A 19,844-nucleotide genomic window follows, 5' to 3' on the forward strand; every position below is an offset into this window, starting at 1 on the left:
TGCTCTTTCGCCCAGCTCACGAGCCGTCCGCAACCGGTCCCGGCGGCGTTCACCACGGCACCCGGCCGGCTTCGTTGAAGAATCCGCCGGTGGGCCCGTTCTCCTCGAGAGTGGCCAGGTGCACGACGATGCGTGCGCCATCCACGGCAGTGCGGGTCACACCGGGGAGATCCTTGGTGAAGTCGGTCGCACAGGGGCCGGGATCGGCAGCGTTGACCAGGATGGCTTCGGGGGCGAGGTGTTTGGCGTATTGGACGGTGACGTGGTTGAGAGCGGATTTGGACGGTGAATAGCCGAGAGTGGCGGGCAGACCGGTGAAGTAGTCGTGCGGGTCGGTCATCCGGGTCATCGAGCCGAGGCCGGATGTGACATTGACGATGCGAGCGCGTGGAGAACGGCGCAGCAGGGGCAGCGTCGCCTCGGTGACGGCGACGGCGCCGAAGACGTTGGTGGCGAACACCGCACGAAGGGTGTCGAGGTCGGCCGATCCGGGCTGCTGAGCCTGGCGGGCTCCGGAAATGCCGGCGTTGTTCACCAGCACGTCCAAGCGGCCGTACTGCGCGTCGATCCACGCGGCTGCCCCGGCCGGATCATGGCCGCTGGTGACATCCAATCGGACAGCCTGCGCATCGATGCCATCGCCACACAACCGGGCAGCAGCGGGTTCGCCTTGGTCGAGGTCGCGAGCGCCCATCAGGACCGTCATGCCGAGGCGTCCCAATCCAACAGCGATCTCGTAACCGATTCCGCGATTGGCGCCGGTGATCAGCGCGATCGATCCACGTTCCGTGTTCATGTCCCCAGCTCAACACCGGGTGGCCGTCGACACCAGGACCGAGTTGTTCTGGGTCGATACCCTCGAGGAATGGATCTGCTCGAGACGCGGGACCTGGTCTATTTCGTGGCCGTCGCCGAGGAGCTGCATTTCGGGAGAGCCGCCCAGAAAGTGGGAATCGCCCAGCCGGCGTTGTCGCGCGCGATCGCGCGGCTGGAACGGCGCCTGGGGGTGACACTGCTGTACCGCACGAGCCGGAACGTCGAGCTCACCGCAGCCGGAAAGGTGCTGTGGCGAGAGGGAACTCGTGCGCTCGACGCTGTGGCCGGCGCTGCATGCCGCACGCGTCGCGCCGGCGTAGACGCGCGCTTGGTGCTGGCCATGAAGGCTGGAACCGATGCCGGGGTGATCGACCGGATCCTGTGCCGCTTCCGTTCCGATCCGGCCGCGGTGCCTGTCGAGATCGTTCACAGTGTCGACCAGCGGATCCTCATGCTGCGCGACGGTCGCGCCGACCTGGCACTGCTGCACCGCCCGAACAACGACCTCACTGGGCTACAGACCCTCGACCTGATCACCGAGACGCAGATCGCGGTCCTCTCACCCGACCACCCGCTGGCATCACGGGCTGCCCTGTCGATGTCCGACCTGATCGGCGAACCGATCGCCCGCTGGCCGGAAACAGCTCCCGGACCGGGAACCGACAACAGACCCCTGATCCGCGACACAGGCCAGTTCACCCACCTCGCCGCCACCCGCCACGCGGTAGCACTGCTGCCCGCATCCGCTGCGGGCCAAGTCCCACGCAGCCTGCCCTGCCTCCCCGTCTCGGACGCCGAACCGACCACCTCGGTCCTTGCCTGGCTACCGGGAACCGATTCGCCGGCCCTCGCAGCCTTCCTGCATCACGCCCGCGACATCGCATCCACAGCCAACCACGACCAGACCTCCCAGCATGCTGACAATGTCGCCACCACCGCGATCCGCTGCACGCCGCCAATCCGACCCACACCGTCGACAACCGCCTGACCCCGAAATGGGCGATTCGCGGATTCCCGGCATCGAGGACCTGATCGTGGTCGGTGGAGCCAATGGCCCCCCACGGCCGAGCTGTGCCGGCAGGCCCGCATTCCGATCGTCTGGGTCCACAACAATCGGGACCACATCGACCCGCCGACCACGTGGACGCGGGCCGGCTCGCCGCCGGTCATCGCGCACTGACCCATCGCCGCGAAAACATCGTCTTCATCGGTGGATTCACCGCGGACGAGGTCACGCACGGAGACCGCGCGACGGTGGCCCAGCGCTGCGAGGGCTACCTGTCCGTCGTGGGATCGGCTGCGGCAGGGAGCATTCCCACCGATCTCACTCCGGAGGGCGCCTATCGTGCGGTGCGCCGATATCTGGCCGACCGCCCCGCGCCGGACGGGATGGTGATCGGAACCTACGCCCAGGCAGCCGCGACGCTGCGGGCGGTCGCCGACGCCGGCCTGCGCATCCCGCAGGACGTCGCCCTGGTCGGCTACGACGCCGACACCGCCAACGCTGAAAGTGATTGTGCTGCACCCTATTTTGCTAGGGCTGCGAACGACAAACGAGGCGCAGTTGCGGTTCGCTGCGTTCCAGTAGAGCCTCGACGTGGCCGTAGGCAACGAGATGGTCCGCGGTGGCGGGTTCGGTGTCTTCTACTCGAAGAGGGGCCCTGCCAGCCTCATGGGCCGTCCCGACGTACCGAACCGGAATTTCGTTTGGCGAACACTCCAAACCTATGTACATTAGGTTTGACCCTCATACACCTAGGTTAGGCGCTGTTCCGCCGCCTGCGGTTGCCATGCAATCCGAATTCGAAAGAGGAGACACCGCAATGAGATTCGAGACGTTGCGCGTACCCGGCGCGACCCTCTACTACGAGATGCGCGGCAGCGGACCGCTGGTGTTGTCCCTGCCCGGCGGCGGGGGTGACGCGGCCTCGGTCGATCCGATCGCGGAGGTGCTCGAGGACCGGTTCACGGTGGTGTCGCTGGATCCGCGCGGGTATTCGCGCAGCGTGCTGGACGGGCCGCAGCAGACCCAGCGGGTCGAGGTGCAGAGTGATGACGCGTTCAGGCTGCTCGACCATCTCACCGAGGAGCCGGCGTTCATCGTGGGCGGCAGTGCGGGTGCGATCGTCGGCCTGGATCTGCTGGCCCGGCATCCGGATCGGGTTCGTCTCCTGGTGGCGCACGAACCGCCGTGCTTCGCGGTGCTTCCCGATGCCGCCGAGCAGCGCGCCATGATCGAGGAGGTCTACACGCTGTTCCGCACCGAGGGCCCGGCCGCAGCGGGTGCGCGTTTCCTGGCCGGGATCGGCAATGCGATGAAGCCGTCTCCCGTACCGGCCGAGCTACCGCCGCGCGCCGCCGAGATGTGGGCGCGGCTGGCGGCCAACGGTCCGCTCATGCTGGAGTACGAACTGCGGGAATTCACCTCGTACCTGCCCGATTACGAGGCATTGGCCCCGGTGGCCGACCGGGTGGTCCTGGCAGTCGGGCGCGAGACGCGGGGTTGCCTGCCGTACCGCCCCGCCGTGGAGATCGCGCGCCGGATCGGCCGCGAGGTCACCGAATTCCCCGGCGCCCACAATGGAATGCGCACCGAAGCACCCGAATTCGCCGCGCAACTGGCCGACGCCATGACCGCCCGCCTACGGGCCGAAAGCGCCGACCGCTGTTAGCGTCAGCGCATGATCACCGGCGCACACACCATCCTGTATGCCGAGGACGCCGAGGCGGCGCGGGCCTTCTTCCGCGACGTCCTCGGCCTGGCCCACGTGGACGCGCACGACGGATGGCTGATCTTCAAGTCACCGCCCGCCGAACTCGCGGTCCATCCCGCGGCCGCCCCGGACAGCGGCCGCGCCGAGCTGTACCTCATGTGCGACGACCTGGCCGCCGCCATGGACGACCTGCACGCGAAGGGCGTCGAATTCACCTCGGAGGTCACCAATGCGGGCTGGGGCATGCTCACCATGCTGAAGGTGCCCGGCGCGGGCGAGATCGGGCTGTATCAGCCCCGCCACGCCACCGCCTACGATCTGCCCTGATCGCTCATCGGATGCTCTGCGCCCGTTCGCTTTTCATGACAGCCTGAACCGACGAGCGACACCCGGCCCGAACGCGAAGGGCGCCACATGATTCTGGTGCCGGGCGACCGGCAATGTCGGCGCCGAACTCGTGCGGGCACTGGCAGGTGGTGCGGGGGTCGGCGGCAGCAGTAGACGAACGCGGGCGGCAGGCTCCGAGCCTGGAGACCGTGGGACCGGCGGGCCCGGGAGTGGTTGGTGTAGATCGTTGCTCCGTCACACGGCCAGGGCCGCGCGGAGGGAATTCGAGGATCTCCGCCTGGGCGACCTCGGCCTGCGGTTCCATGCCCGGCAGGGTGAGGAACGCGTGCCACGCTCCCGGGTACTCGGTGAGCCGCACGGACGTCCCGGCCGCCCACATCCGCTCGGCGTATCGGCGGCCGTGATCGGCCACCGCGTCCTGGGTCGGCACCACGACCAACGCGGAAGGGCCGCGACAGGCGGGTGATGACGAGTTCGCCACCGCGTCGCAGATGCTCGAAGCATTTGTCCCATTCGGGGCGTAGCGCGAGTTTGCCGGATGCCTTGTCGACCCAGATTCGTTCGCACCCGGCAGCATTGAGCGCGTCGAGCTCGGAATCGTCTTTCTGCCCCCGGTCGATACCCGCGCATATCCGAAGCGGCCCATGGACGGAACTGTCCCACAAAGGGCCGACATGGCGAGTTCTGTCCAGTAGATATCGCACACGGGTTGTGGCCCATTTCGGGTCATGCGTGAGCTGCGGGTTCGCGAGGGCGCGGCGGGCGGGTGTTCGTGGGACAGAAACGAGCGTTTTCGCTCTCACCCACCGTGCGGTCAGCGTCGCCGTGACGGTGCGGTGGTGTGGTGTCAGGGTGTGGCGGTTTCGATGTTGCGGGTCATTCGTTCGAGGACGGAGACCGCAGTGCGGTATTCGTCGTCGGTGATGTCGTGCATGGATAGGGTGCGGAAGGCTGCGACGCGGTCGGTGACCTGGGTGAGGCGGTGGCGGCCGTCATCAGTGAGTGCGACGCGGGCGGGGCCGGGGCGGGTGGTCCAGCCGTCGGCGAGGGTGGTGGCGATGGCGGCATCGAGGACGGCACGGTCGGCGTTGGCGGCCAGGACGGTGTGGATGTCAGTGTCGGTGGCCTCGGCGGTGTCGGCGACGACGTTGAGGACCTGCCAGCAGATTCGGGTCAGTCCGAACTCGGCGAGCATGAGGTTCATGTGGGTGGTGAAGGCGTGGTCGGTGCGGTTGAGCCAGTAGCCGATGGGTTTCAACGAAAGTCCTTGGAGCAGGCGCGGGTTGCCGCGCGGGGATACAGGGTGGGAGGGGTTTCAGTGGCTGGCGGGCGTGGCGGCCAGGAGGGTGGGCCACTGCTGGCCTGCGGCCCAGTCGGTGAAGGTGTGCCAGCCCAGATTGGGGTGGTCGCGGCGCAGGCCGGCGGTGTCGACGTCGAGGCCGCTGGTGGTGAAGTAGTCGAACATGGCGGCCAGATCGGCTGAGCGGCTGCGGACGTAGTCGAGCGGAACCTGGTGGTGGGCGACGGGAGTGCCGAGGGCGGTGGCCAGCACGCTGGCGATCTGGGCGGGGGTGAGTTCGTCGGCGGCGATGTCGATGCGGCGGCCGAGGAACTCGCCGCGGCGGTCGAGGGTGTGTGCGGCGAAGGCGCCGATGTCTTCGGCGCAGATGAGGGTCAGCGGCTGGTCGGCGGGCATGGGCCAGGCGAAGGTGCCTTCGCGCAGGCCGTCGAGGGTCCAGCCGGTGGCGTAGTTGTCCATGAACGCGGCGGGGCCCAGGATCGTCCAGGGCACGCCGGAGTCGCACAGGTGCTGTTCGATGGCGTATTTGCTGTCGTAGTGCGGGATTCCGGTGTCGCGGTCGGCGTGGGCGGCGGAGGTGAACACGACGTGGTCGATTCCGGCGGCGGCCGCGGCGTCGATGAGTGCCTTGCCGTGGCGGGTCTCCACCGTGGTGTCGGTGTCGAAGGGGGTGGTGACCGCGAACAGTGAATCCACGCCGGCCAGCGCGGCGTTCAGGGATTCGCGGTCGTCGAAGTCGGCGAAGCGGATCTGCGCGCCGAGTTCGCGCAGGGCCAGTGCGGCCGGGGAGTCGGGGAAGCGGGTGAGAGCGCGGACGTGGTGGCCCTTGGTGAGCAGGGCGCGGGCGGTGGCGCCGCCTTGGGCGCCGGTGGCGCCGGTGACCGCGATGGTGAGCACGGATTCCTCCAGATAGTATCTATTGCGTGGCGCATTAACTGCGCCACGCAGTAAATTACTGGATATTGCTGCGCCGCGCAGCTAATTAGGAGTGTGATCTGGATGACATCCGAGCGTCGGCGGGTGTTGTATGAGGAGCTGTCGAACCAATCGCGCCGCTACATGGCCGCGTACACCCTGTTCAACCAGGCCGTCGCCGACCGGCTCGGACTGCATCCCACGGACCTGCAGGGCTTGAGCCTGCTGACGGACGAGCCCGCCCCGATCACGGTGAAACAGATCGCCGACATGACCGGGTTGACCACCGGTTCGGCGACTCGCCTGGTGGACCGGCTCGAGCGCGGCGGTTACGTCACCCGGGTGCCGGACACGCACGATCGACGACGCGTGCTGGTCACCCCGGTGCCCGAACGCGTCGCCCGTGTCACCGCGGTCTGGGACGACCTCGGCGAAGGCTGGCAATCCATGCTCGACGAGCACACCGATACCGAACTCGAAGTGATCATCGAACACCTGCGAAAAGCCCAGCAGCTCAGCCATATTCAGATCGAACGCCTGCGAGCCGGCGACCAGTCCGACGCCTCGGACCCAACCGGCCCGTAGGGCGCCACCGGCTCGACAACGACACCCCGAGCAACCAGCCGCTGCCGATGACCGGTCCGAACATCGCTGAAGGAGACTTCGAGCATCGGCAGGACTTCCGGTTGCACTGCGCGAGAGTACTTTCCGTCAGCGCCGTCCCGCATCGGTACTCAGTCCCTCGCAGGTTCTCCGCTCGGGATGCTCCCGCTATCCGACTGCGAATCAGCTTCGCGGACGGAACTATCGGGACGGGCCTTCTCACGTTCCACGCAAGAGCAGCAGATCAGGCTCGCGCCGCCTTCACGCCGAACACCATCTGGCCAGTAAGCAGGTTCCCGCCAGACTCATCCCAAGGTCGGATAAAACCCAGGTTTCGATGTCGCCCTAAACATTTCCACGCTTCAACAGCGAACCCCCGCAAGGGCTTTCAGCGCAACGCCTTCCCGATCCCCACCTGACGCCTCCAACGGACGCCTTTTCCCTCATCGCTCACCACGACAGTCTTCAGCTAACGCAGCAGAGGGCGGTTTGATGCCTCCCCCATGCAGGGCGACATCGGAGGGCCGAGAATCCTCCATCTCTCACGCAGCACCGCTTCAAGAAGCTCCTCCTACACCACCAGCTCCTCTCCACGTTCGTGACGCACTATCCGTTGTTTCTCGGCGATTACTACCGGAACCCCGGAAAGCGGCACACGACGCCACCCGCCATCACCAGCGGTTCCGATGATGATGTGCCGGTGGCGCATTGGCCGGTTCAGGGGTGAGGACCATGTGCGCACGGGCTAGCAGACTGCGCAGCTGCAACAGACCGCCGGTGCCGAGCTGCGCACCGAGGCGGTCTTCGATGTCGGCGATCTGCTCGGCGGCCGTGGCTAATGCCGATCGGCCCGTATCGGTCGCGACGACCAGCCGTGCCCGCCGGTCACTCGGGTCGACACGCCGCTCGACATAGCCGAATCGTTCCAGGTGTGCGATGAGTTCGCCCATCGACTGCTGGGTCATGCCCGCGGCTTCGGCGAGATCACCGACGCGAGATCCAGCCGGATCCAGGTAACGGAAGACCGAGTAATGCGCCGGGCGCAGACTGTCGTGCAGCACGGCACGCAGCTGCTGGTTGAGCTCCCGTTCGACCGAACGTGTGAGCAGAGTGAGCAGTTTCAGCAGGCTGTCGTGTTCGTCGCCGTTCGGCGGGGAGGGCAGGTGCGGGCTTGACACAATATGAAGGATACCTTTATATCTGAACCATGGAAACCACGCTCCTCTTCCGCAATGGGCATCAGGTGACGCTCGTCGAGCAGGGCGTCGACGGTCGCGGCGAATACCTGCGCCTCGAACATCATCTGCCGACTCCCGGCCGCGAGGCGGGGCGACACTGGCATCCGGTGCTGGCCGAATCCTGGACGGTGCGGCACGGGCGAATCAGGTTCCGCATCGACGGCACCGATGTGCTCGCAGAGCCAGGTGATTCGGCACACGCTGCACCGGGTGTGGTGCACGAGTTCTGGAACGAGACGCAGGACACCGTGCTCGATCACGAGATCCGCCCGCCGCTGCAGCACTGGCAGATGTTCCGGTTGTGGCAGGCGCTGGACGCGGCGGGCAAGACCACCCGGGCAGGGGTGCCGCGAAACCCTCTGGCGCTCGCGCTGCTGTGGGACTATCAGGATGGCTACATCGCGGGCATCCCACCGGTGCTACAGCGCATTGTGCTTGGCGGGCTTGCTCTGCTGGCCCGCAGCACCGGTTACGAACGGCGCTGGTTGCCAGCCTGACCCGCGGGCACTCCGCCGTCGGAGTCGCCTCTGCGGTCGGCTGCGGCGCGAAATTCACTCTGCGACAACCAAACTAGTACCCTACCGACTTCCCTCGGCGAGGGCGCGAATCGCGGTCGTGTAGCTCTTACGCGTACGAAGCTGTCGTGACGGCGCTCAGCTCAGCTGGTGGTCGTTGTCGCCAAGACGGAAGAACCGCTCCAGGTCAGCTCGCGGCCGGTACTCCGAACTGGCCATGCCCGACGCCGCACAAACATCCCGTCCTTGGGGCAGTCGATAATCGGCTATCTAGCGTGAGGACTTTCCGGGCCGAGATGACGGCTGAAGCCGTCGAGCATCGCGGTGAGTCCGACATCGAAGTGGTCGGTGTCGGCGGCAGCATCCGCGGCGGCGGCCAGCAGGTTGTAGCCGGGGGAGTCGGGCTCGGGTTTGCGGCTGCGTCCGGTGACGGCCGCCGCCCAGCCCAGGACGTGTCCGATCGTGTACTCGCGCAGGCAGCGGGTGAGGTGCATGGCGAGTGCCGGGGTGAATCCGGCCTCCACCAGCCGGGTGACCATCCTGTCGCCGACCTGGATCGCCGCCGGGTCGCGGATCGGACGGGTGGCGAAGATCGACACCGTGTGCGGGTGATGTTGCAGGGTCGAACGCAGCCGGTCGGCGTAGGCGCGCATCAGTTCGCGCCATTCGGCTGGCCACGGCAGCGTTTCCAGGTCCATCTCGGTGAACAACTGGGTCGCCACGGCGTCGAACAGGTCCTGCTGGTCGGCGAAGTGGCGGTAGGCGGCCATCGGGTCGGCGCCGAGCGCGGCGGCCAGCTTCCGCATCGAGAACCCATCGATACCCGACTCGTCGAGCACCGACAGAGCAACCGCCGCAATGTAATCCCGGTTCAGCACGGCCCGGACCGTGCGCTGCGGCACTCGTTTCGCGCTCATCCTCTGGATCTCGACGTCCTGTTCGTCGGTGGAGCAGCGTGGGCCGGGCTCGACAACGCCCTCGCCGCGGTCATCTCCGCGGCAGCGACCGCCAGCGGCCGGCAGGTGGTGCTGACGACGACGAAGTTCGACCGATTCGCGCGGAACATGGCCGACGCCGGCGAAATCCTGACCGGCCTGCGCGAGCGTGAGGTCCTGTTCGGACTCGGCAGTTCGATCTACGACTGGCACGACCCGTTCGGCAAGCTGTTCCTGCGGCCCCTCGCGATGGTCGCCGAATTCGAAGCCAACCTCAACCTCCGCACCCGTGAGGGCATGGCCAAGGCCCGCGCCAAAGGACGCCTCAAAGGCAAACAGCCGAAACTGCCTCTGGCAGCACGTAAAACGATCCACCGCCGCTACCACGACCCCGACGACGACGCGAGCCTGGCCGATCTCGCCGAGGAATACAGCGTGGGCCGCTCCACCATCCACCGCATCGTCAGCGGGACCATACCCCGGGCATAATCCGCGCTCCAACCCCCACCAGCAGCGTAGCGAATTCTCGGCGGGGAGCCCGCGGGAAACCGGACTCGGGCCTTCGCCAAAGCGCCTACGCGACCAACTCCCGCCATCACCGCTGGTCCAGCCATATGTGTTGTTTTCGCGCGATTACGACCGGGACCCCCGGTTGCGTGCTCGGTGATCGGCAGATCCGTTGTGTTGCCGAGGATTTCGTCAAGAGCGTTGTGCGCTCCCCCGCGGGTTGTGACGATGATCTCGGTGCGGTAGGTGGCGTGCGCCCGGCAGCGTCACCGCCACGGCGAGGTCGCTGAATTGTCGCTCACGACATGTTTCCTACCGGCACCCCGGGTGCGCCGAGGCGTAACGTTGTCCGCCACCGGTCATCCCCTGGTCGGGCCGCGGAGCAGGTCGATGAGCTTCGTTTCGGAGAGGTCGCCGTGACCGTCTGCGACCAGACGCCGGAAGATCTGCTCGGCGGTGTGACCGAGGGCCGCGGGCGTGCCGACCGCGTCGGCCAGTTCGACGCCGATTCGGGTGTCCTTCAAGCGCAGTGCGGCCGTGAAGGCGATATCGCGATCGTGGACGCCGCCCGTCATCTCCCTGCACATGCGGACGACGGTCGGGCTGGCCGCCCCGCCCCGGGACAGGGTGTCCGTGACGAGCGCCAGGTCGAGCCCAGCAAGTTCGGCGGTGCGCAGGGCCTCCGCGGTGGCGGCGATCTGGATGGAACCGAGCAAATTCTGGATGAGCTTGTAACTCGTGCCCGCGCCCACCGCACCGAAGTGTACGATGTCGGTGCACAGCGGCGCCAGCAGTGGACGCGCCGCGTCGAGATGCGCGGAGTCCGCGCCGACGAACAGCGTCAGCCGCCCCGCAGCCGCCGCGTCCGGCAGCCCTGTCACCGGCGAGTCGAGATACCGAAGCCCGTGTGCCGCTGCTTGTTTCGCAAGTTCCGACACCCATGGCCGGGAGATGGTGGAGAACTCCACCGCGAACGCGTCCGGCACGTACTCCCCCGCCAGCGCACCGTCCGCACCCAGCCAGGCCGCGCGCGAGGCGTCGTCGTCGGCCACCATGGCGAAAATGGCCTCGGCCCCCTGTGCAGCCTCGCGCGGTGTCGCAGCGAGCGTCGCTCCCGCTGTGACCAGTCCGGCCGCTTTCTCCGGCGTCCGATTGAACACCGACACCTCGTGCCCGGCGCCCATCATCCGCGCCGCCATACCCGCACCCATCCGGCCCACACCCAGAAACGCAATCCTCGCCACGCGCCGAACCCTACCGAGCCGGCATGCGTCCCGCGACGCGGTTGTCCCGTTGGGGTTTCGACCGCCATCAGCTCTGCGTGACAGTGCTGGACCATGGCAGCACGGCGGCCATATGGTTCGAGACCGCGGCCGATACCTGAAGAAGCTGGTGGCCGACCGGCCCCCAGCCACGCTTCGGCTGCGAATCGCCGGAGGTCCGCACGTCGCGGCTGCGCTAGACCACATTCGGGCGGGTCGGGTGGCCGACCGGGGCGCAGAAGACGTGCACCGGGCGGCTGAACGGACAGCACGCGAACAGGACGCGGGCGGACAGGACGTGCAGCTGGAAACCCGTGGGCGCGTCGACCATTGGCTCGGGCATCAGCCCGACGATTCAGATCGCATCGCGGCATTCGGGACGGCGACCCAGAGCAGATAGTCCTCGGCACCGAGCGTCATCGTCGATCTCCGATGAAATTCGGCGGGTAGGTGGGCGGTGCGAACGGCTCCGGACCGACGTCCTCATCCGGCGGCCCGGCGGCGACGAGCGCGGCGATGGCTTCGCGCTCGGTGCCCTGCAGAGCGGGCAGGGTCGCGCAGACCGAATCCAGCACGCCCGTCCAGGGCGAGCCGGCCTCCCGCAGCGCCAGGCGCATGACCTCGATGCCCGCCCGGTGCTCCTCGAGCAGCCGCTGCCCGGGAACCGGATGCGCCGAGGCGAATTCGAGCACCACCGCCGGGTGGTCGGACAGCTCGTCGTCGCCGAGCACAAGACCAGCGCTGCGGTAGACCTGCTCGAATCGCAGCCGCGCCACGTCGCGTTCGCGGGTGTCGCCGTAGAGGAACCACGTCAGATGCGGGCTCGAGCGCTTGCGGTGATCGAAGGTGTCGACGTATTCGGTTGCCGCGGTGAGCGGTTGCGTGGTGTCGAGGTAGGACAGCACCGGATGCAAAGGCGCACCCACTGCCTCGGGCAGCGTCGAAACGGCCCGGGCCAGGATGGGCAGCGAGTCGAGCAGCGTCTCATCGGGATAGCCGAGCAGCAGCGACTGCACCTGCCAGGCTGCGGTCCGCTGGGCGTCACCGGGCTCGGGTCGTGCGGTCCTGCGCCTCATTTGCGATGCCTCCCCGGCTGTTTCGGCACCATCCCGTCGGGCGTGCCGCGACGGTCCCCGTCGAGCAGGTCGACCGGAGCCAGCGACCGGCACCACCCCGTCGGCGCGGGAGAAGAACCGCCGGGAACGGATCAGCGCCTCGGTAAACGCCACCACACCGCTGCCGTTGTTTCGCGCCATCCAGCCCTGCCTCTCACCGTGTCTCGACGGCATCCGTCGCGCGATCGATTCCGATCCGAGCACACGAACAATCCGAACCCACTGGCAAATTTTGGCAATTGAAGAATTCCAGACTGGTCAGGAACGCGAGAGCGATCCGGTACTCGAGCACGTGAATTGTCAGGCGGATCCGACGACCTCGCGTTCCACCCGGACGCCGAGCAGGATTTCCGAGACACCCAGGGCGACGGTCAACAGGCCCACCACGATCGACAGCGATGTCAGCGACTCGAACCGGACCACCCCGACCACCACACCGGCGGCCAGCGTCAACAGTCCGACCACCTCCAGCCGGCCCGCCCCCGCGAACTGCTCCGACCACACGCCCACAATAGCTTGCACGATGCCCCGCACCACCCAGGCCATCCCAATCCACAAGGACAGCAACGCAACCCACTCACCACTGGTGAACGCCCAGGCGGCCAGCACCAGCGCGACGATCGCGCTCACGACCTCGAGCACCTTCAGCGCGGTGGCGATCCGCGCCCCGAAGGCGACGACGAACTGCACCGCCGACGACGCCATCAGCGTGAGCCCGTACAGAATCCCCGCCACCGTCTGGGATTTGTCCGGCCATACCGCCATCACCACCCCCAGCACCACCGAGCAGCCGCCGGTCACGACCAGCGACTGCCAAGCCCAGTCGGCGAATACATCAGTTCGCCCCTCGATCCGATTGGTGGGCATGCATAAATGATATGACCGATCTACCCAGGTAACTGGACGTCTGCGTTCTCACCGGCACCGGCGCGTCGCCCGTCGGCGAATTGCCCGGCACCCGAGAGCACGCACGACAGCAGGCGGACGAGCTCGGCCTGCCGGCAGGTGCCGGTCTTGGCGAACACCTGGCGCAGATGGGTGCGTGCGGTATTGACCGAGATATAGAGCTCCTCGGCAACCGACGCCAGCCCGCTGCCGCGCAGAACCTCGAAGGCGACTTGCGATTCGGCCCGGGTCAGCCCGTAGAGCTCGCGCAGGGTTTCGCGGCCGCCCGGTTCCTCACGTTCGGGATCGACGATCACCATCAGTGCCGGGCGGCGCGGTGACTCCTGCGAACCCGGGCAGAGCGGCAGGATCGACACGGTCAGCGGCAGCCGGTCGCCGTCACGTGGAATGAGCAGGCGGGCCGCGGCATTCGACGGGCCGGTCTGCGCGGACGCCCCGAGCAGGCGACGCAGCCGACTCGACACCGCGGGGTCCTTCGATTCCAGGCGCGCCAGGGCGCCCAGGCGCAGACCGTCGCCGGCCCGCAATATCGCCAGCGCCGCGGGATTGGCGTAATCGACCCGGCCGCAATCGGATACCAGGGCCAGGCCGTGCCGGTGGCGGTCGAGCACGCTGAGGGCGAGATCCCGGTCGATGACGGCATCGGTCAGTCGCGCGGCGATGCCGAGGGCGTGGTCCAGGTGCGGCAGGAACAACCTCAGCACCCGTTCGGCCAGGGCTCGGTCCAGGTTGCGGTGCGCGCGCGGATAGACGGCGATCCAGGAGCCCGGCGTCGCCAGCCGCGCGAACACGCCGTCCCCGAGCTCGTGTGGCGCGGCCCAGCCGGTGCAGAACGGATGCCGGCGCCCGCCATCCGGTGGTATCAGCTCGCTACCGGTGAGCACCGTTGCGGTGAGCGCGGATTCGAGCACGGCCGCGAACGGATCGATGCGCCCGTAGCGCTCGTTGTAGCTATCACGCAGCCCCTCGATGGTGCTCGCGATCATGTACCGCCGCCCGCCCTGTGCCGTGACGAGGCAGCCGTGGTGGCCGCCGAGGCTGTCGGTGATGGCTCGCAGTGCGCGTGTCCACGCGTCGGGCTGCCCTGTTGCACGGTTGATCTCCGCGATCAGCTCGGAGAAGCGAGCGAGCGAGAGGCCCGTCTCCCCCATGTCCATTGTCCCGCCCCCCATCGAGAACGATCACGTCCCGGCCGCCGAGCCCCGGTCGGAGGTGATACCAGTTTATCGGCCGAGCGCAGCGAGTTATCACAGGGAAAATTCATCTGTTCGGGTGAGGAATCGGACGGGCGATCCCGCTTTACTCGGGTCACAGCAAACGGCCGGGCACCGGATCGGCTGTATCGCAAGGGGGAGAAGACCCATGGCTTTCACCAGGTATTGGCCCATGGCCGCCGGGCGGGTGGTCACCTCGGGATTCGGGCCGCGCGACGACGGCTTCCACTGGGGTGTGGACTTCGGCAAGGACGGCGGCAGCGGGGGCGAGCCGGTGTACGCGTCGCAAGGCGGGACGGTCGTGTACGCCAGTGCCGCAACGGGTTTCGGCGGACCGGATCCGGCGGGCTGGCTGGTCGTCGACCATCCGGCGGCGGACGGCGGAGGCACCACGGTCTACGGGCACATCGTCCGCGAGGTCGAGCTGGGCAGCCGGGTCGAGGCCGGACACCGTATCGCCCACGTCAATCCCGATTCCGGCACCAATGGCGGCGTCGCCCCGCACCTGCACTTCGAGTGGCACCGGTACTCGTGGGTGCCGCCGGGCCCGGACCGCCTGGACCCGCTCACCATGCTGACCGACGCCGCCGAGCCGCCCGCGCCCGACCAGAACGGACCCGATATGACTTCCAGCGCAACGATTTTCGGCGTCGACATCTCTCATTATCAGGACGGGCTCGACCTCGCGGAGGTCTTCGCCGAGGGATTCGAGTTCGTCATCGCCAAGGTCAGCGAGGGCGACTACTACACCGACGCGTCCTGGCCCGCGTTCCGCGACGCCACCCTGGCGGCCGGCAAGATCCTCGTCGGCTACCACTACGTGCGCGGCGACTGCGACGCCGACGCCCAGGCCGCGCTGTTCGTCGATCACCTCGGTGATCACGGGATCCCGGCCATGCTCGACCACGAGCTGAACTCCGGCGACATCGGCATGTTCGAGGCGGTGCGCACCGCTATCGAGAATCATGGTGTGCACGTCGCACTCTCGTACCTGCCGCACTGGTACTGGGAAGGCAATATGGGCTCACCCGACCTCAGCGGAATTCCGCCGCTGATGACCTCGAACTACGGCGACGGCCGCTCCGGCTACGCCTCGGTCATCTACCCGGGCGACGACGACATCGGCTGGCAGCCCTACGGCGGGGCCGAGGTCGCGGTGTTCCAATTCAGCGACAGCGGCTCGGTAGCCGGTCGCTCCCTGGACGTGGATGCCTTCCGCGGCAGCCCCGACCAATTCCGGACCCTACTCACAGGAGACGACATGAGCTTCACCGACGACGACCGCCGCATGCTGCGCGACATCTGGACCCAGCTGCTCGGACAGGACGGCAAGGGCTGGCCCCAGCTCGGGCAGAATTCCCTGGGCCAGAACCTCACTCCGGTCGACGCCCTCAGCGAGATCAAGGACGATCTCGAACACCACTGAGCCACGGCCGGGTTCGCCGATGACATACGTGCGGCACCGGCCGGCCCGCGTCTACGGAGCGCTGAGGAACACGCCGCGCGACGAGGTGCCGTCCGCGGCCGACCACAGCGCATCGACGTGGCTGCGGTCGCGCTCGAGCCCCGGTCCGGTGGTGAGGCGGCGGTGGACGCGGATCAGCTCCGCGCCCGCGTTGGTCGAGCGGTCGGAATCGAAGGCGATGTCGGTGTGGGTATCGGTGTCGATGACCGTCGGACGGAATCCGGGCGCGGGCCAGAGAATGTCACCGGGGACGACGTGCACGGTCAGGTCGGGGGTGTCGCTCGTGCTCTGGTCCTGGGCGGTGGCCTTGCCGGTCAGCAGCAGAGCGGCCTGCTCGATGAAGACCGGGTCGTGCGCGGCGTCGTAGAGCCAGCGCAGGCCCAGCACACCGTGTTCGGATGTGCCGATCAGCGCGTGGTCGAGGTCCTCGGCCCGCGCACCGCGGTAGGTCATGGGAATCAGATACGCCACCGGCTCCGCGCCCGAGGCGTCGGTGACGACCATGAGCTCGATGCCGACCTCGCCGGCCGGATCGTCGAGACGGAAGCCACCGGACTTGGACAGGACCGGTGACCGGGCGCCGGAGTACCAGTGCCGGGTGGGCAGCCACCGAGCCAGCAGCTCCAGCTTGGTGGGCGCCATGGTCGTCCTGTGGATCTCGGCCATGGGGTCATCCTGCCAGAGATGGGCGGGATCGCGGCGGAACTTCTTGCGGCGGTGCGTTATTCGTTGCGACCGCGCAACTTTCGGAAGAAGTCACGCAGATCGGTGGTCAGCAGATCGGGGGCTTCCATCGAGGCGAAGTGGCCGCCGCGATCGAACTCCGACCAGTGCACGATCGTGTTGCGGCGCTCGGCGACACCGCGAATACTGCTGCCGCCCGGGAAGACCGCGACACCGGTGGGGACGCCGGAACCGGCCGGTGCGGCACCCCATTGCCGGGATTCCTTGTAGAGCCGCATGGAGGAGCCGGCGGTATCGGTGAACCACAGCATCGACAGATCGGTGAGGAGCAGGTCGCGGTCGATCGCCGCATCGGGTGTCGGCTTCGCCGGATCCGTATAGGTGTTGACCACATCCAGGACCCACGCCAGCATCCCGGCCGGCGAATCGGCCATCGCCGGGGCGAGGGTCTGCGGGCGGGTGGAGTGCATGCCCGCGTAACCGGATGTCTCCGACTGGTTCCAGTCCTGGTACCGGGCCAGCTTCTCCTGGTCCCGGGCGCTGAGGTCGGCCGGGTCGATGTCTCCGGCCGGGACCGTGATCGGGTCGTTGAGGTGGATACCGGCCAGGTGCTGCGGCGCGATCCTGCCCATCTGCGGCGCGATGAAGGACCCGGCGTCACCACCGTGGGCCCCGTATCGCCCGTAACCCAGCGCGGTCATGAGCTTCGTGATCAGTTCCGCGCTGCGCTCGGTCGAGGCGTCCCCCGGCCGGTGGGTGGGTCCGGAGAAGCCGAAGCCCGGCAGGGTCGGGATGACCACGTGGAAGGCGTCAGCGGGATCGCCGCCGTGCGCGCGCGGATCGGTGAGCGGGCCGATCATGGCGGTGAAGTCCTCGAAGGGCCAGCCGTGCACCAGCACCAGCGGCAGCGCGTGCGGCTCGGGCGAGCGGACGTGCACGAAATGCATGTGCTGACCATCGATTTCGGTCAGGAACTGGGGGTGACGATTGCGCTCGGCCTCGTGGACGCGCCAGTCGTAGCCGCTCCCCCAGTACTCGCACAGCTCCCGCACGTAGGCGGTCGGAATGCCGTAGGTCCAGCCCACCCCGGGTAGTTCCGCGGGCCAGCGGGTGCGGGCCAGGCGGGTCCGCAGGTCCTCGATGTCGGTGGCCGGGATGTCGATTCGGAAGGGCTGGAAAATCGTCATGCGTCCACGGTAGGAATCAACTAGGTCAGGCGCTGTCCTATACCGTCAGCGGATTCCCCTCGGGTTCGCCCGCGTTCTACGCTGTTGGACAAGCATTTCAGCCGCAGAGAGGCGGCCGGGTGAAGGGATCAGGCATCGTGGGCACCGCTTTTCCACCGGGACCGCCACTGCCACGCGCGGTGCAGACCGCCCTCTACGGCAAGTGGCGCGGGACCCTGCTGCGCCGGTCCGCGCGCCGCTACGGCGACGTTTTCACGCTCCATCTGGTCGCGCCCTATGCCGAGAACCTGGTGGTGTTCTCACGACCGGAGCACATCCGCGAGATCTTCGCCGCCGACCCCGCGGATCTGCATGCCGGCGAGGGCAATCGGCTGCTGGTGCACATCATGGGCGAACATTCGCTGCTGCTCACCGATGAGGACGAGCACGCGCGGGCACGGCGGCTGCTCATGCCTGCGTTCGTCGGCTCGTCGCTGCGCGGATACCGCGGGCTGGTCGACACCATCGCCGCGACACATGTCGACCGGTGGGTGCCGGGGTCGACGGTGCTCACCCTCGACGCGATGAACGATCTGACACTCGATGTCATCATGCAGGTGGTGTTCGGTATGACCGACGAACGCCGCCGCGCCCAGCTGGCGCCGCGGCTGCGCCGGATCGTCAATATCGACCCGATCATCTTCTTCGGCTGGAAGTATCCGTTCCTGGAGCGGCGCGGGCCGTGGAAGCGCTTCCGCGACAACCAGAACGCCATCGACGAGCTGCTCTACAGCGAGATCGCGGAACGGCGCGCACATCCGGACCTCGAGGCGCGCACCGATGTGCTGTCGCGGCTACTGGCGGTCGGCTCCGGCGAGAACTCCACCGACGCACCGCTGTCCGACGAGGAACTGCGCGACCAGCTGGTGACACTGCTGCTGGCCGGGCACGAGACCACCGCGTCCGCGCTGTCCTGGGCCTGCCACGAGCTGGCCGCCAACCCTGATGTTCAGGACCTGGCGCGCCGGGCGGCGCACGACGGGGACGAGAAGTACCTCGAGGCGGTGCTGAAGGAGGCCATGCGTCTGCACACCGTCATCGGCGGGACCGGACGGCGACTCACCCGCGACATGACACTCGGTGGATACGAACTGCCGAAGGGAACCGTGGTCGCGACCTCCATCCTGCTGGCGCATCGTCGCACAGAAGCCTTCCCCGACGCCCTGGCCTTCCGGCCCGAACGATTCCTGGACGGCTCGGTCGCCGCCAATACCTGGCTGCCGTTCGGCGGCGGAGTGCGGCGCTGCATCGGCGCGGGGTTCTCGCTCATGGAGGGCACGGCGGTGCTACGGGAAATCCTGACCCGCTACCAGCTTTCACTGCCCGACGGGGCGGGCAGCGAACCGTCGCGCATGCGCAACATCACCCACGTTCCGGCACACGGCGCGCGCGTGGTGGTCACCACCGACAACACGGTTCGGGTGTAGCTACCGGGCGTTACCCGGTGACCGGGTGCACGTGCAGGGCACAGCTGTCGATCGTCACTGTGACAGTGCGGGTATCGGTCGAATTCGGCGGCGTGACCTGAAGATTCGTGTACAGCGGACAGTGATTGCCGGAGGAGTCGACGGCGATGCCCTCGACGACCGCGGTGCCCGGACGACCGGATTCCAGTGTCACGGTGGGCGGTTCGTCGCTGCCCTGCGGCAGACCGCCCATGTATCCGCGCGGGGTCCGATCGGCGTGCACCAGTGGGCCGCCCGCGCCGGTGTCGACGCCCGGATAGCCGGTCAGCGTGCAGGGGACAGCGCCCGCGGCGAGGCTGAAAGTGAGCTTCACGCCGCGGTGCCCGGTGGCCGGGGACATGACGTCGGCGGTCACGTCGACCTGGCCTGCGGCGCAGGCCGCCTGCCGCGCCGGGGCCGTGGTCTTTGCTTCCTGGGAACTGGGCGGGGTGGCGGGAGCCGCGGTGCTCCCGCCCGCGACCGTGGCCCCGCCCGTGACACCCGGCAATGTCGCCGGTGGCGAGGCGGTGGGCGTACTCGACGAGCAGGCGGTCAGGCCGAGTGTGAGGACCCCCAGTGCGGCGAGAATCCCTGTGCGATAGCTCATTTCCCAACTCCTCCCATCCGGGAATAGTG

23 protein-coding genes are annotated in these 19,844 nt (G+C 67.8%); 9 read left to right on the forward strand and 14 right to left on the reverse strand.

Annotated elements, in window-relative coordinates; all coding sequences use genetic code 11:
• Nucleotides 1-49: 49 nt before the first annotated feature.
• Nucleotides 50-796 (reverse strand): SDR family NAD(P)-dependent oxidoreductase, encoded by a 747-nt coding sequence (locus ACQP1O_RS23860; protein WP_433560702.1) that lies wholly within the window; start codon nt 794-796, stop codon nt 50-52.
• A 69-nt stretch (nt 797-865) separates the two neighbouring features.
• Here ACQP1O_RS23860 and ACQP1O_RS23865 point away from each other — a divergent pair, with 69 nt between their 5' ends.
• The 4 genes from ACQP1O_RS23865 to ACQP1O_RS23880 all read left to right on the forward strand — a co-directional run bounded on the left by ACQP1O_RS23865 (nt 866) and on the right by ACQP1O_RS23880 (nt 3,857).
• Nucleotides 866-1,804 carry a LysR family transcriptional regulator gene (locus ACQP1O_RS23865; RefSeq protein ID WP_433560703.1) on the forward strand — a complete coding sequence of 313 codons (939 nt, stop codon included), beginning with the start codon at nt 866-868 and terminating at the stop codon, nt 1,802-1,804.
• A 62-nt stretch (nt 1,805-1,866) separates the two neighbouring features.
• Nucleotides 1,867-2,580: a substrate-binding domain-containing protein gene (locus tag ACQP1O_RS23870; RefSeq protein WP_433560704.1), complete on the forward strand. Its 714-nt coding sequence runs from the start codon at nt 1,867-1,869 to the stop codon at nt 2,578-2,580.
• A 59-nt stretch (nt 2,581-2,639) separates the two neighbouring features.
• The gene (locus ACQP1O_RS23875; RefSeq protein ID WP_433560705.1) at nt 2,640-3,488 is read left to right on the forward strand and encodes an alpha/beta fold hydrolase; all 849 of its coding nucleotides are present in this window, start codon (nt 2,640-2,642) and stop codon (nt 3,486-3,488) included.
• Nucleotides 3,489-3,497: 9 nt separating this feature from the next.
• Entirely contained in the window at nt 3,498-3,857 is a 360-nt protein-coding gene (locus ACQP1O_RS23880) for a VOC family protein (RefSeq protein WP_354832850.1), read from the forward strand.
• 4 nt (nt 3,858-3,861) lie between these two features.
• Here ACQP1O_RS23880 and ACQP1O_RS23885 read toward each other — a convergent pair whose 3' ends face one another.
• The 3 genes from ACQP1O_RS23885 to ACQP1O_RS23895 all read right to left on the reverse strand — a co-directional run bounded on the left by ACQP1O_RS23885 (nt 3,862) and on the right by ACQP1O_RS23895 (nt 6,075).
• The gene (locus ACQP1O_RS23885; RefSeq protein ID WP_433560706.1) at nt 3,862-4,608 is read right to left on the reverse strand and encodes an alpha/beta hydrolase; all 747 of its coding nucleotides are present in this window, start codon (nt 4,606-4,608) and stop codon (nt 3,862-3,864) included.
• A 117-nt stretch (nt 4,609-4,725) separates the two neighbouring features.
• Nucleotides 4,726-5,136 (reverse strand): MarR family winged helix-turn-helix transcriptional regulator, encoded by a 411-nt coding sequence (locus tag ACQP1O_RS23890; RefSeq protein WP_433560707.1) that lies wholly within the window; start codon nt 5,134-5,136, stop codon nt 4,726-4,728.
• A 57-nt stretch (nt 5,137-5,193) separates the two neighbouring features.
• Nucleotides 5,194-6,075: an NmrA/HSCARG family protein gene (locus tag ACQP1O_RS23895; RefSeq protein WP_433560708.1), complete on the reverse strand. Its 882-nt coding sequence runs from the start codon at nt 6,073-6,075 to the stop codon at nt 5,194-5,196.
• A gap of 102 nt (nt 6,076-6,177) precedes the next feature.
• On the opposite strand from ACQP1O_RS23895, the gene ACQP1O_RS23900 reads away from it, so the two are divergent.
• Nucleotides 6,178-6,678, forward strand: a complete 501-nt coding sequence (locus tag ACQP1O_RS23900) for a MarR family winged helix-turn-helix transcriptional regulator (protein WP_433560709.1) — start codon at nt 6,178-6,180, stop codon at nt 6,676-6,678.
• Between the two features lie 689 nt (nt 6,679-7,367).
• On the opposite strand, the gene ACQP1O_RS23905 is transcribed toward ACQP1O_RS23900, so the two are convergent.
• Entirely contained in the window at nt 7,368-7,874 is a 507-nt protein-coding gene (locus ACQP1O_RS23905) for a MarR family winged helix-turn-helix transcriptional regulator (RefSeq protein ID WP_433560710.1), read from the reverse strand.
• A gap of 29 nt (nt 7,875-7,903) precedes the next feature.
• On the opposite strand from ACQP1O_RS23905, the gene ACQP1O_RS23910 reads away from it, so the two are divergent.
• Nucleotides 7,904-8,431 (forward strand): cupin domain-containing protein, encoded by a 528-nt coding sequence (locus ACQP1O_RS23910; protein WP_433560711.1) that lies wholly within the window; start codon nt 7,904-7,906, stop codon nt 8,429-8,431.
• A 284-nt stretch (nt 8,432-8,715) separates the two neighbouring features.
• On the opposite strand, the gene ACQP1O_RS23915 is transcribed toward ACQP1O_RS23910, so the two are convergent.
• A complete protein-coding gene (locus ACQP1O_RS23915; RefSeq protein WP_433560712.1) occupies nt 8,716-9,366 on the reverse strand; it encodes a TetR/AcrR family transcriptional regulator in 651 nt (216 codons plus the stop codon).
• Between the two features lie 18 nt (nt 9,367-9,384).
• Between ACQP1O_RS23915 and ACQP1O_RS23920 the strand changes: the two genes are divergently transcribed.
• Nucleotides 9,385-9,873 (forward strand): recombinase family protein, encoded by a 489-nt coding sequence (locus ACQP1O_RS23920; RefSeq protein WP_433567768.1) that lies wholly within the window; start codon nt 9,385-9,387, stop codon nt 9,871-9,873.
• 377 nt (nt 9,874-10,250) lie between these two features.
• Here ACQP1O_RS23920 and ACQP1O_RS23925 read toward each other — a convergent pair whose 3' ends face one another.
• The 5 genes from ACQP1O_RS23925 to ACQP1O_RS23945 all read right to left on the reverse strand — a co-directional run bounded on the left by ACQP1O_RS23925 (nt 10,251) and on the right by ACQP1O_RS23945 (nt 14,325).
• A complete protein-coding gene (locus tag ACQP1O_RS23925) occupies nt 10,251-11,135 on the reverse strand; it encodes an NAD(P)-dependent oxidoreductase (protein WP_433560713.1) in 885 nt (294 codons plus the stop codon).
• Nucleotides 11,136-11,349: 214 nt separating this feature from the next.
• On the reverse strand, nt 11,350-11,496 hold the full coding sequence (locus tag ACQP1O_RS23930; RefSeq protein WP_433560714.1) for a respiratory nitrate reductase subunit gamma: 147 nt from the start codon (nt 11,494-11,496) through the stop codon (nt 11,350-11,352).
• A gap of 73 nt (nt 11,497-11,569) precedes the next feature.
• Nucleotides 11,570-12,229, reverse strand: coding sequence for a nitrate reductase molybdenum cofactor assembly chaperone (gene narJ, locus ACQP1O_RS23935; protein ID WP_433560715.1), 660 nt, complete (start codon nt 12,227-12,229; stop codon nt 11,570-11,572).
• Between the two features lie 339 nt (nt 12,230-12,568).
• Entirely contained in the window at nt 12,569-13,135 is a 567-nt protein-coding gene (locus tag ACQP1O_RS23940; RefSeq protein ID WP_433560716.1) for a DUF308 domain-containing protein, read from the reverse strand.
• A gap of 20 nt (nt 13,136-13,155) precedes the next feature.
• Entirely contained in the window at nt 13,156-14,325 is a 1,170-nt protein-coding gene (locus tag ACQP1O_RS23945; protein WP_433560717.1) for a helix-turn-helix transcriptional regulator, read from the reverse strand.
• Between the two features lie 211 nt (nt 14,326-14,536).
• Here ACQP1O_RS23945 and ACQP1O_RS23950 point away from each other — a divergent pair, with 211 nt between their 5' ends.
• The gene (locus ACQP1O_RS23950) at nt 14,537-15,814 is read left to right on the forward strand and encodes a GH25 family lysozyme (protein ID WP_433560718.1); all 1,278 of its coding nucleotides are present in this window, start codon (nt 14,537-14,539) and stop codon (nt 15,812-15,814) included.
• Nucleotides 15,815-15,865: 51 nt separating this feature from the next.
• Here the strand turns inward: ACQP1O_RS23950 and ACQP1O_RS23955 are convergent, their stop codons facing one another.
• Together ACQP1O_RS23955 and ACQP1O_RS23960 are read right to left on the reverse strand one after the other, a co-directional pair.
• Nucleotides 15,866-16,519 carry a maltokinase N-terminal cap-like domain-containing protein gene (locus ACQP1O_RS23955; protein ID WP_433560719.1) on the reverse strand — a complete coding sequence of 218 codons (654 nt, stop codon included), beginning with the start codon at nt 16,517-16,519 and terminating at the stop codon, nt 15,866-15,868.
• 56 nt (nt 16,520-16,575) lie between these two features.
• A complete protein-coding gene (locus tag ACQP1O_RS23960; RefSeq protein WP_433560720.1) occupies nt 16,576-17,724 on the reverse strand; it encodes an epoxide hydrolase family protein in 1,149 nt (382 codons plus the stop codon).
• A 137-nt stretch (nt 17,725-17,861) separates the two neighbouring features.
• On the opposite strand from ACQP1O_RS23960, the gene ACQP1O_RS23965 reads away from it, so the two are divergent.
• Entirely contained in the window at nt 17,862-19,190 is a 1,329-nt protein-coding gene (locus ACQP1O_RS23965; RefSeq protein ID WP_433560721.1) for a cytochrome P450, read from the forward strand.
• Between the two features lie 10 nt (nt 19,191-19,200).
• Here ACQP1O_RS23965 and ACQP1O_RS23970 read toward each other — a convergent pair whose 3' ends face one another.
• Entirely contained in the window at nt 19,201-19,815 is a 615-nt protein-coding gene (locus ACQP1O_RS23970; RefSeq protein ID WP_433560722.1) for a DUF4232 domain-containing protein, read from the reverse strand.
• Nucleotides 19,816-19,844: the final 29 nt, after the last annotated feature.

The sequence above is a fragment of the Nocardia sp. CA-151230 genome (assembly GCF_050942175.1).
GTDB lineage: Bacteria > Actinomycetota > Actinomycetes > Mycobacteriales > Mycobacteriaceae > Nocardia.

Coding starts and splice junctions, on each gene's coding strand:
- ACQP1O_RS23930 (WP_433560714.1), bottom strand. CDS start 11,496: ATGCCCGAGCCAATGGTCGACGCGCCCACGGGTTTCCAGCTGCACGTC.
- ACQP1O_RS23960 (WP_433560720.1), bottom strand. CDS start 17,724: ATGACGATTTTCCAGCCCTTCCGAATCGACATCCCGGCCACCGACATC.
- ACQP1O_RS23955 (WP_433560719.1), bottom strand. CDS start 16,519: ATGGCCGAGATCCACAGGACGACCATGGCGCCCACCAAGCTGGAGCTG.
- ACQP1O_RS23875 (WP_433560705.1), top strand. CDS start 2,640: ATGAGATTCGAGACGTTGCGCGTACCCGGCGCGACCCTCTACTACGAG.
- ACQP1O_RS23970 (WP_433560722.1), bottom strand. CDS start 19,815: ATGAGCTATCGCACAGGGATTCTCGCCGCACTGGGGGTCCTCACACTC.
- ACQP1O_RS23900 (WP_433560709.1), top strand. CDS start 6,178: ATGACATCCGAGCGTCGGCGGGTGTTGTATGAGGAGCTGTCGAACCAA.
- ACQP1O_RS23915 (WP_433560712.1), bottom strand. CDS start 9,366: ATGAGCGCGAAACGAGTGCCGCAGCGCACGGTCCGGGCCGTGCTGAAC.
- ACQP1O_RS23880 (WP_354832850.1), top strand. CDS start 3,498: ATGATCACCGGCGCACACACCATCCTGTATGCCGAGGACGCCGAGGCG.
- ACQP1O_RS23950 (WP_433560718.1), top strand. CDS start 14,537: ATGGCTTTCACCAGGTATTGGCCCATGGCCGCCGGGCGGGTGGTCACC.
- ACQP1O_RS23945 (WP_433560717.1), bottom strand. CDS start 14,325: ATGGGGGAGACGGGCCTCTCGCTCGCTCGCTTCTCCGAGCTGATCGCG.
- ACQP1O_RS23940 (WP_433560716.1), bottom strand. CDS start 13,135: ATGCCCACCAATCGGATCGAGGGGCGAACTGATGTATTCGCCGACTGG.
- ACQP1O_RS23870 (WP_433560704.1), top strand. CDS start 1,867: ATGGCCCCCCACGGCCGAGCTGTGCCGGCAGGCCCGCATTCCGATCGT.
- ACQP1O_RS23865 (WP_433560703.1), top strand. CDS start 866: ATGGATCTGCTCGAGACGCGGGACCTGGTCTATTTCGTGGCCGTCGCC.
- ACQP1O_RS23885 (WP_433560706.1), bottom strand. CDS start 4,608: ATGACCCGAAATGGGCCACAACCCGTGTGCGATATCTACTGGACAGAA.
- ACQP1O_RS23910 (WP_433560711.1), top strand. CDS start 7,904: ATGGAAACCACGCTCCTCTTCCGCAATGGGCATCAGGTGACGCTCGTC.
- narJ (WP_433560715.1), bottom strand. CDS start 12,229: ATGAGGCGCAGGACCGCACGACCCGAGCCCGGTGACGCCCAGCGGACC.
- ACQP1O_RS23860 (WP_433560702.1), bottom strand. CDS start 796: ATGAACACGGAACGTGGATCGATCGCGCTGATCACCGGCGCCAATCGC.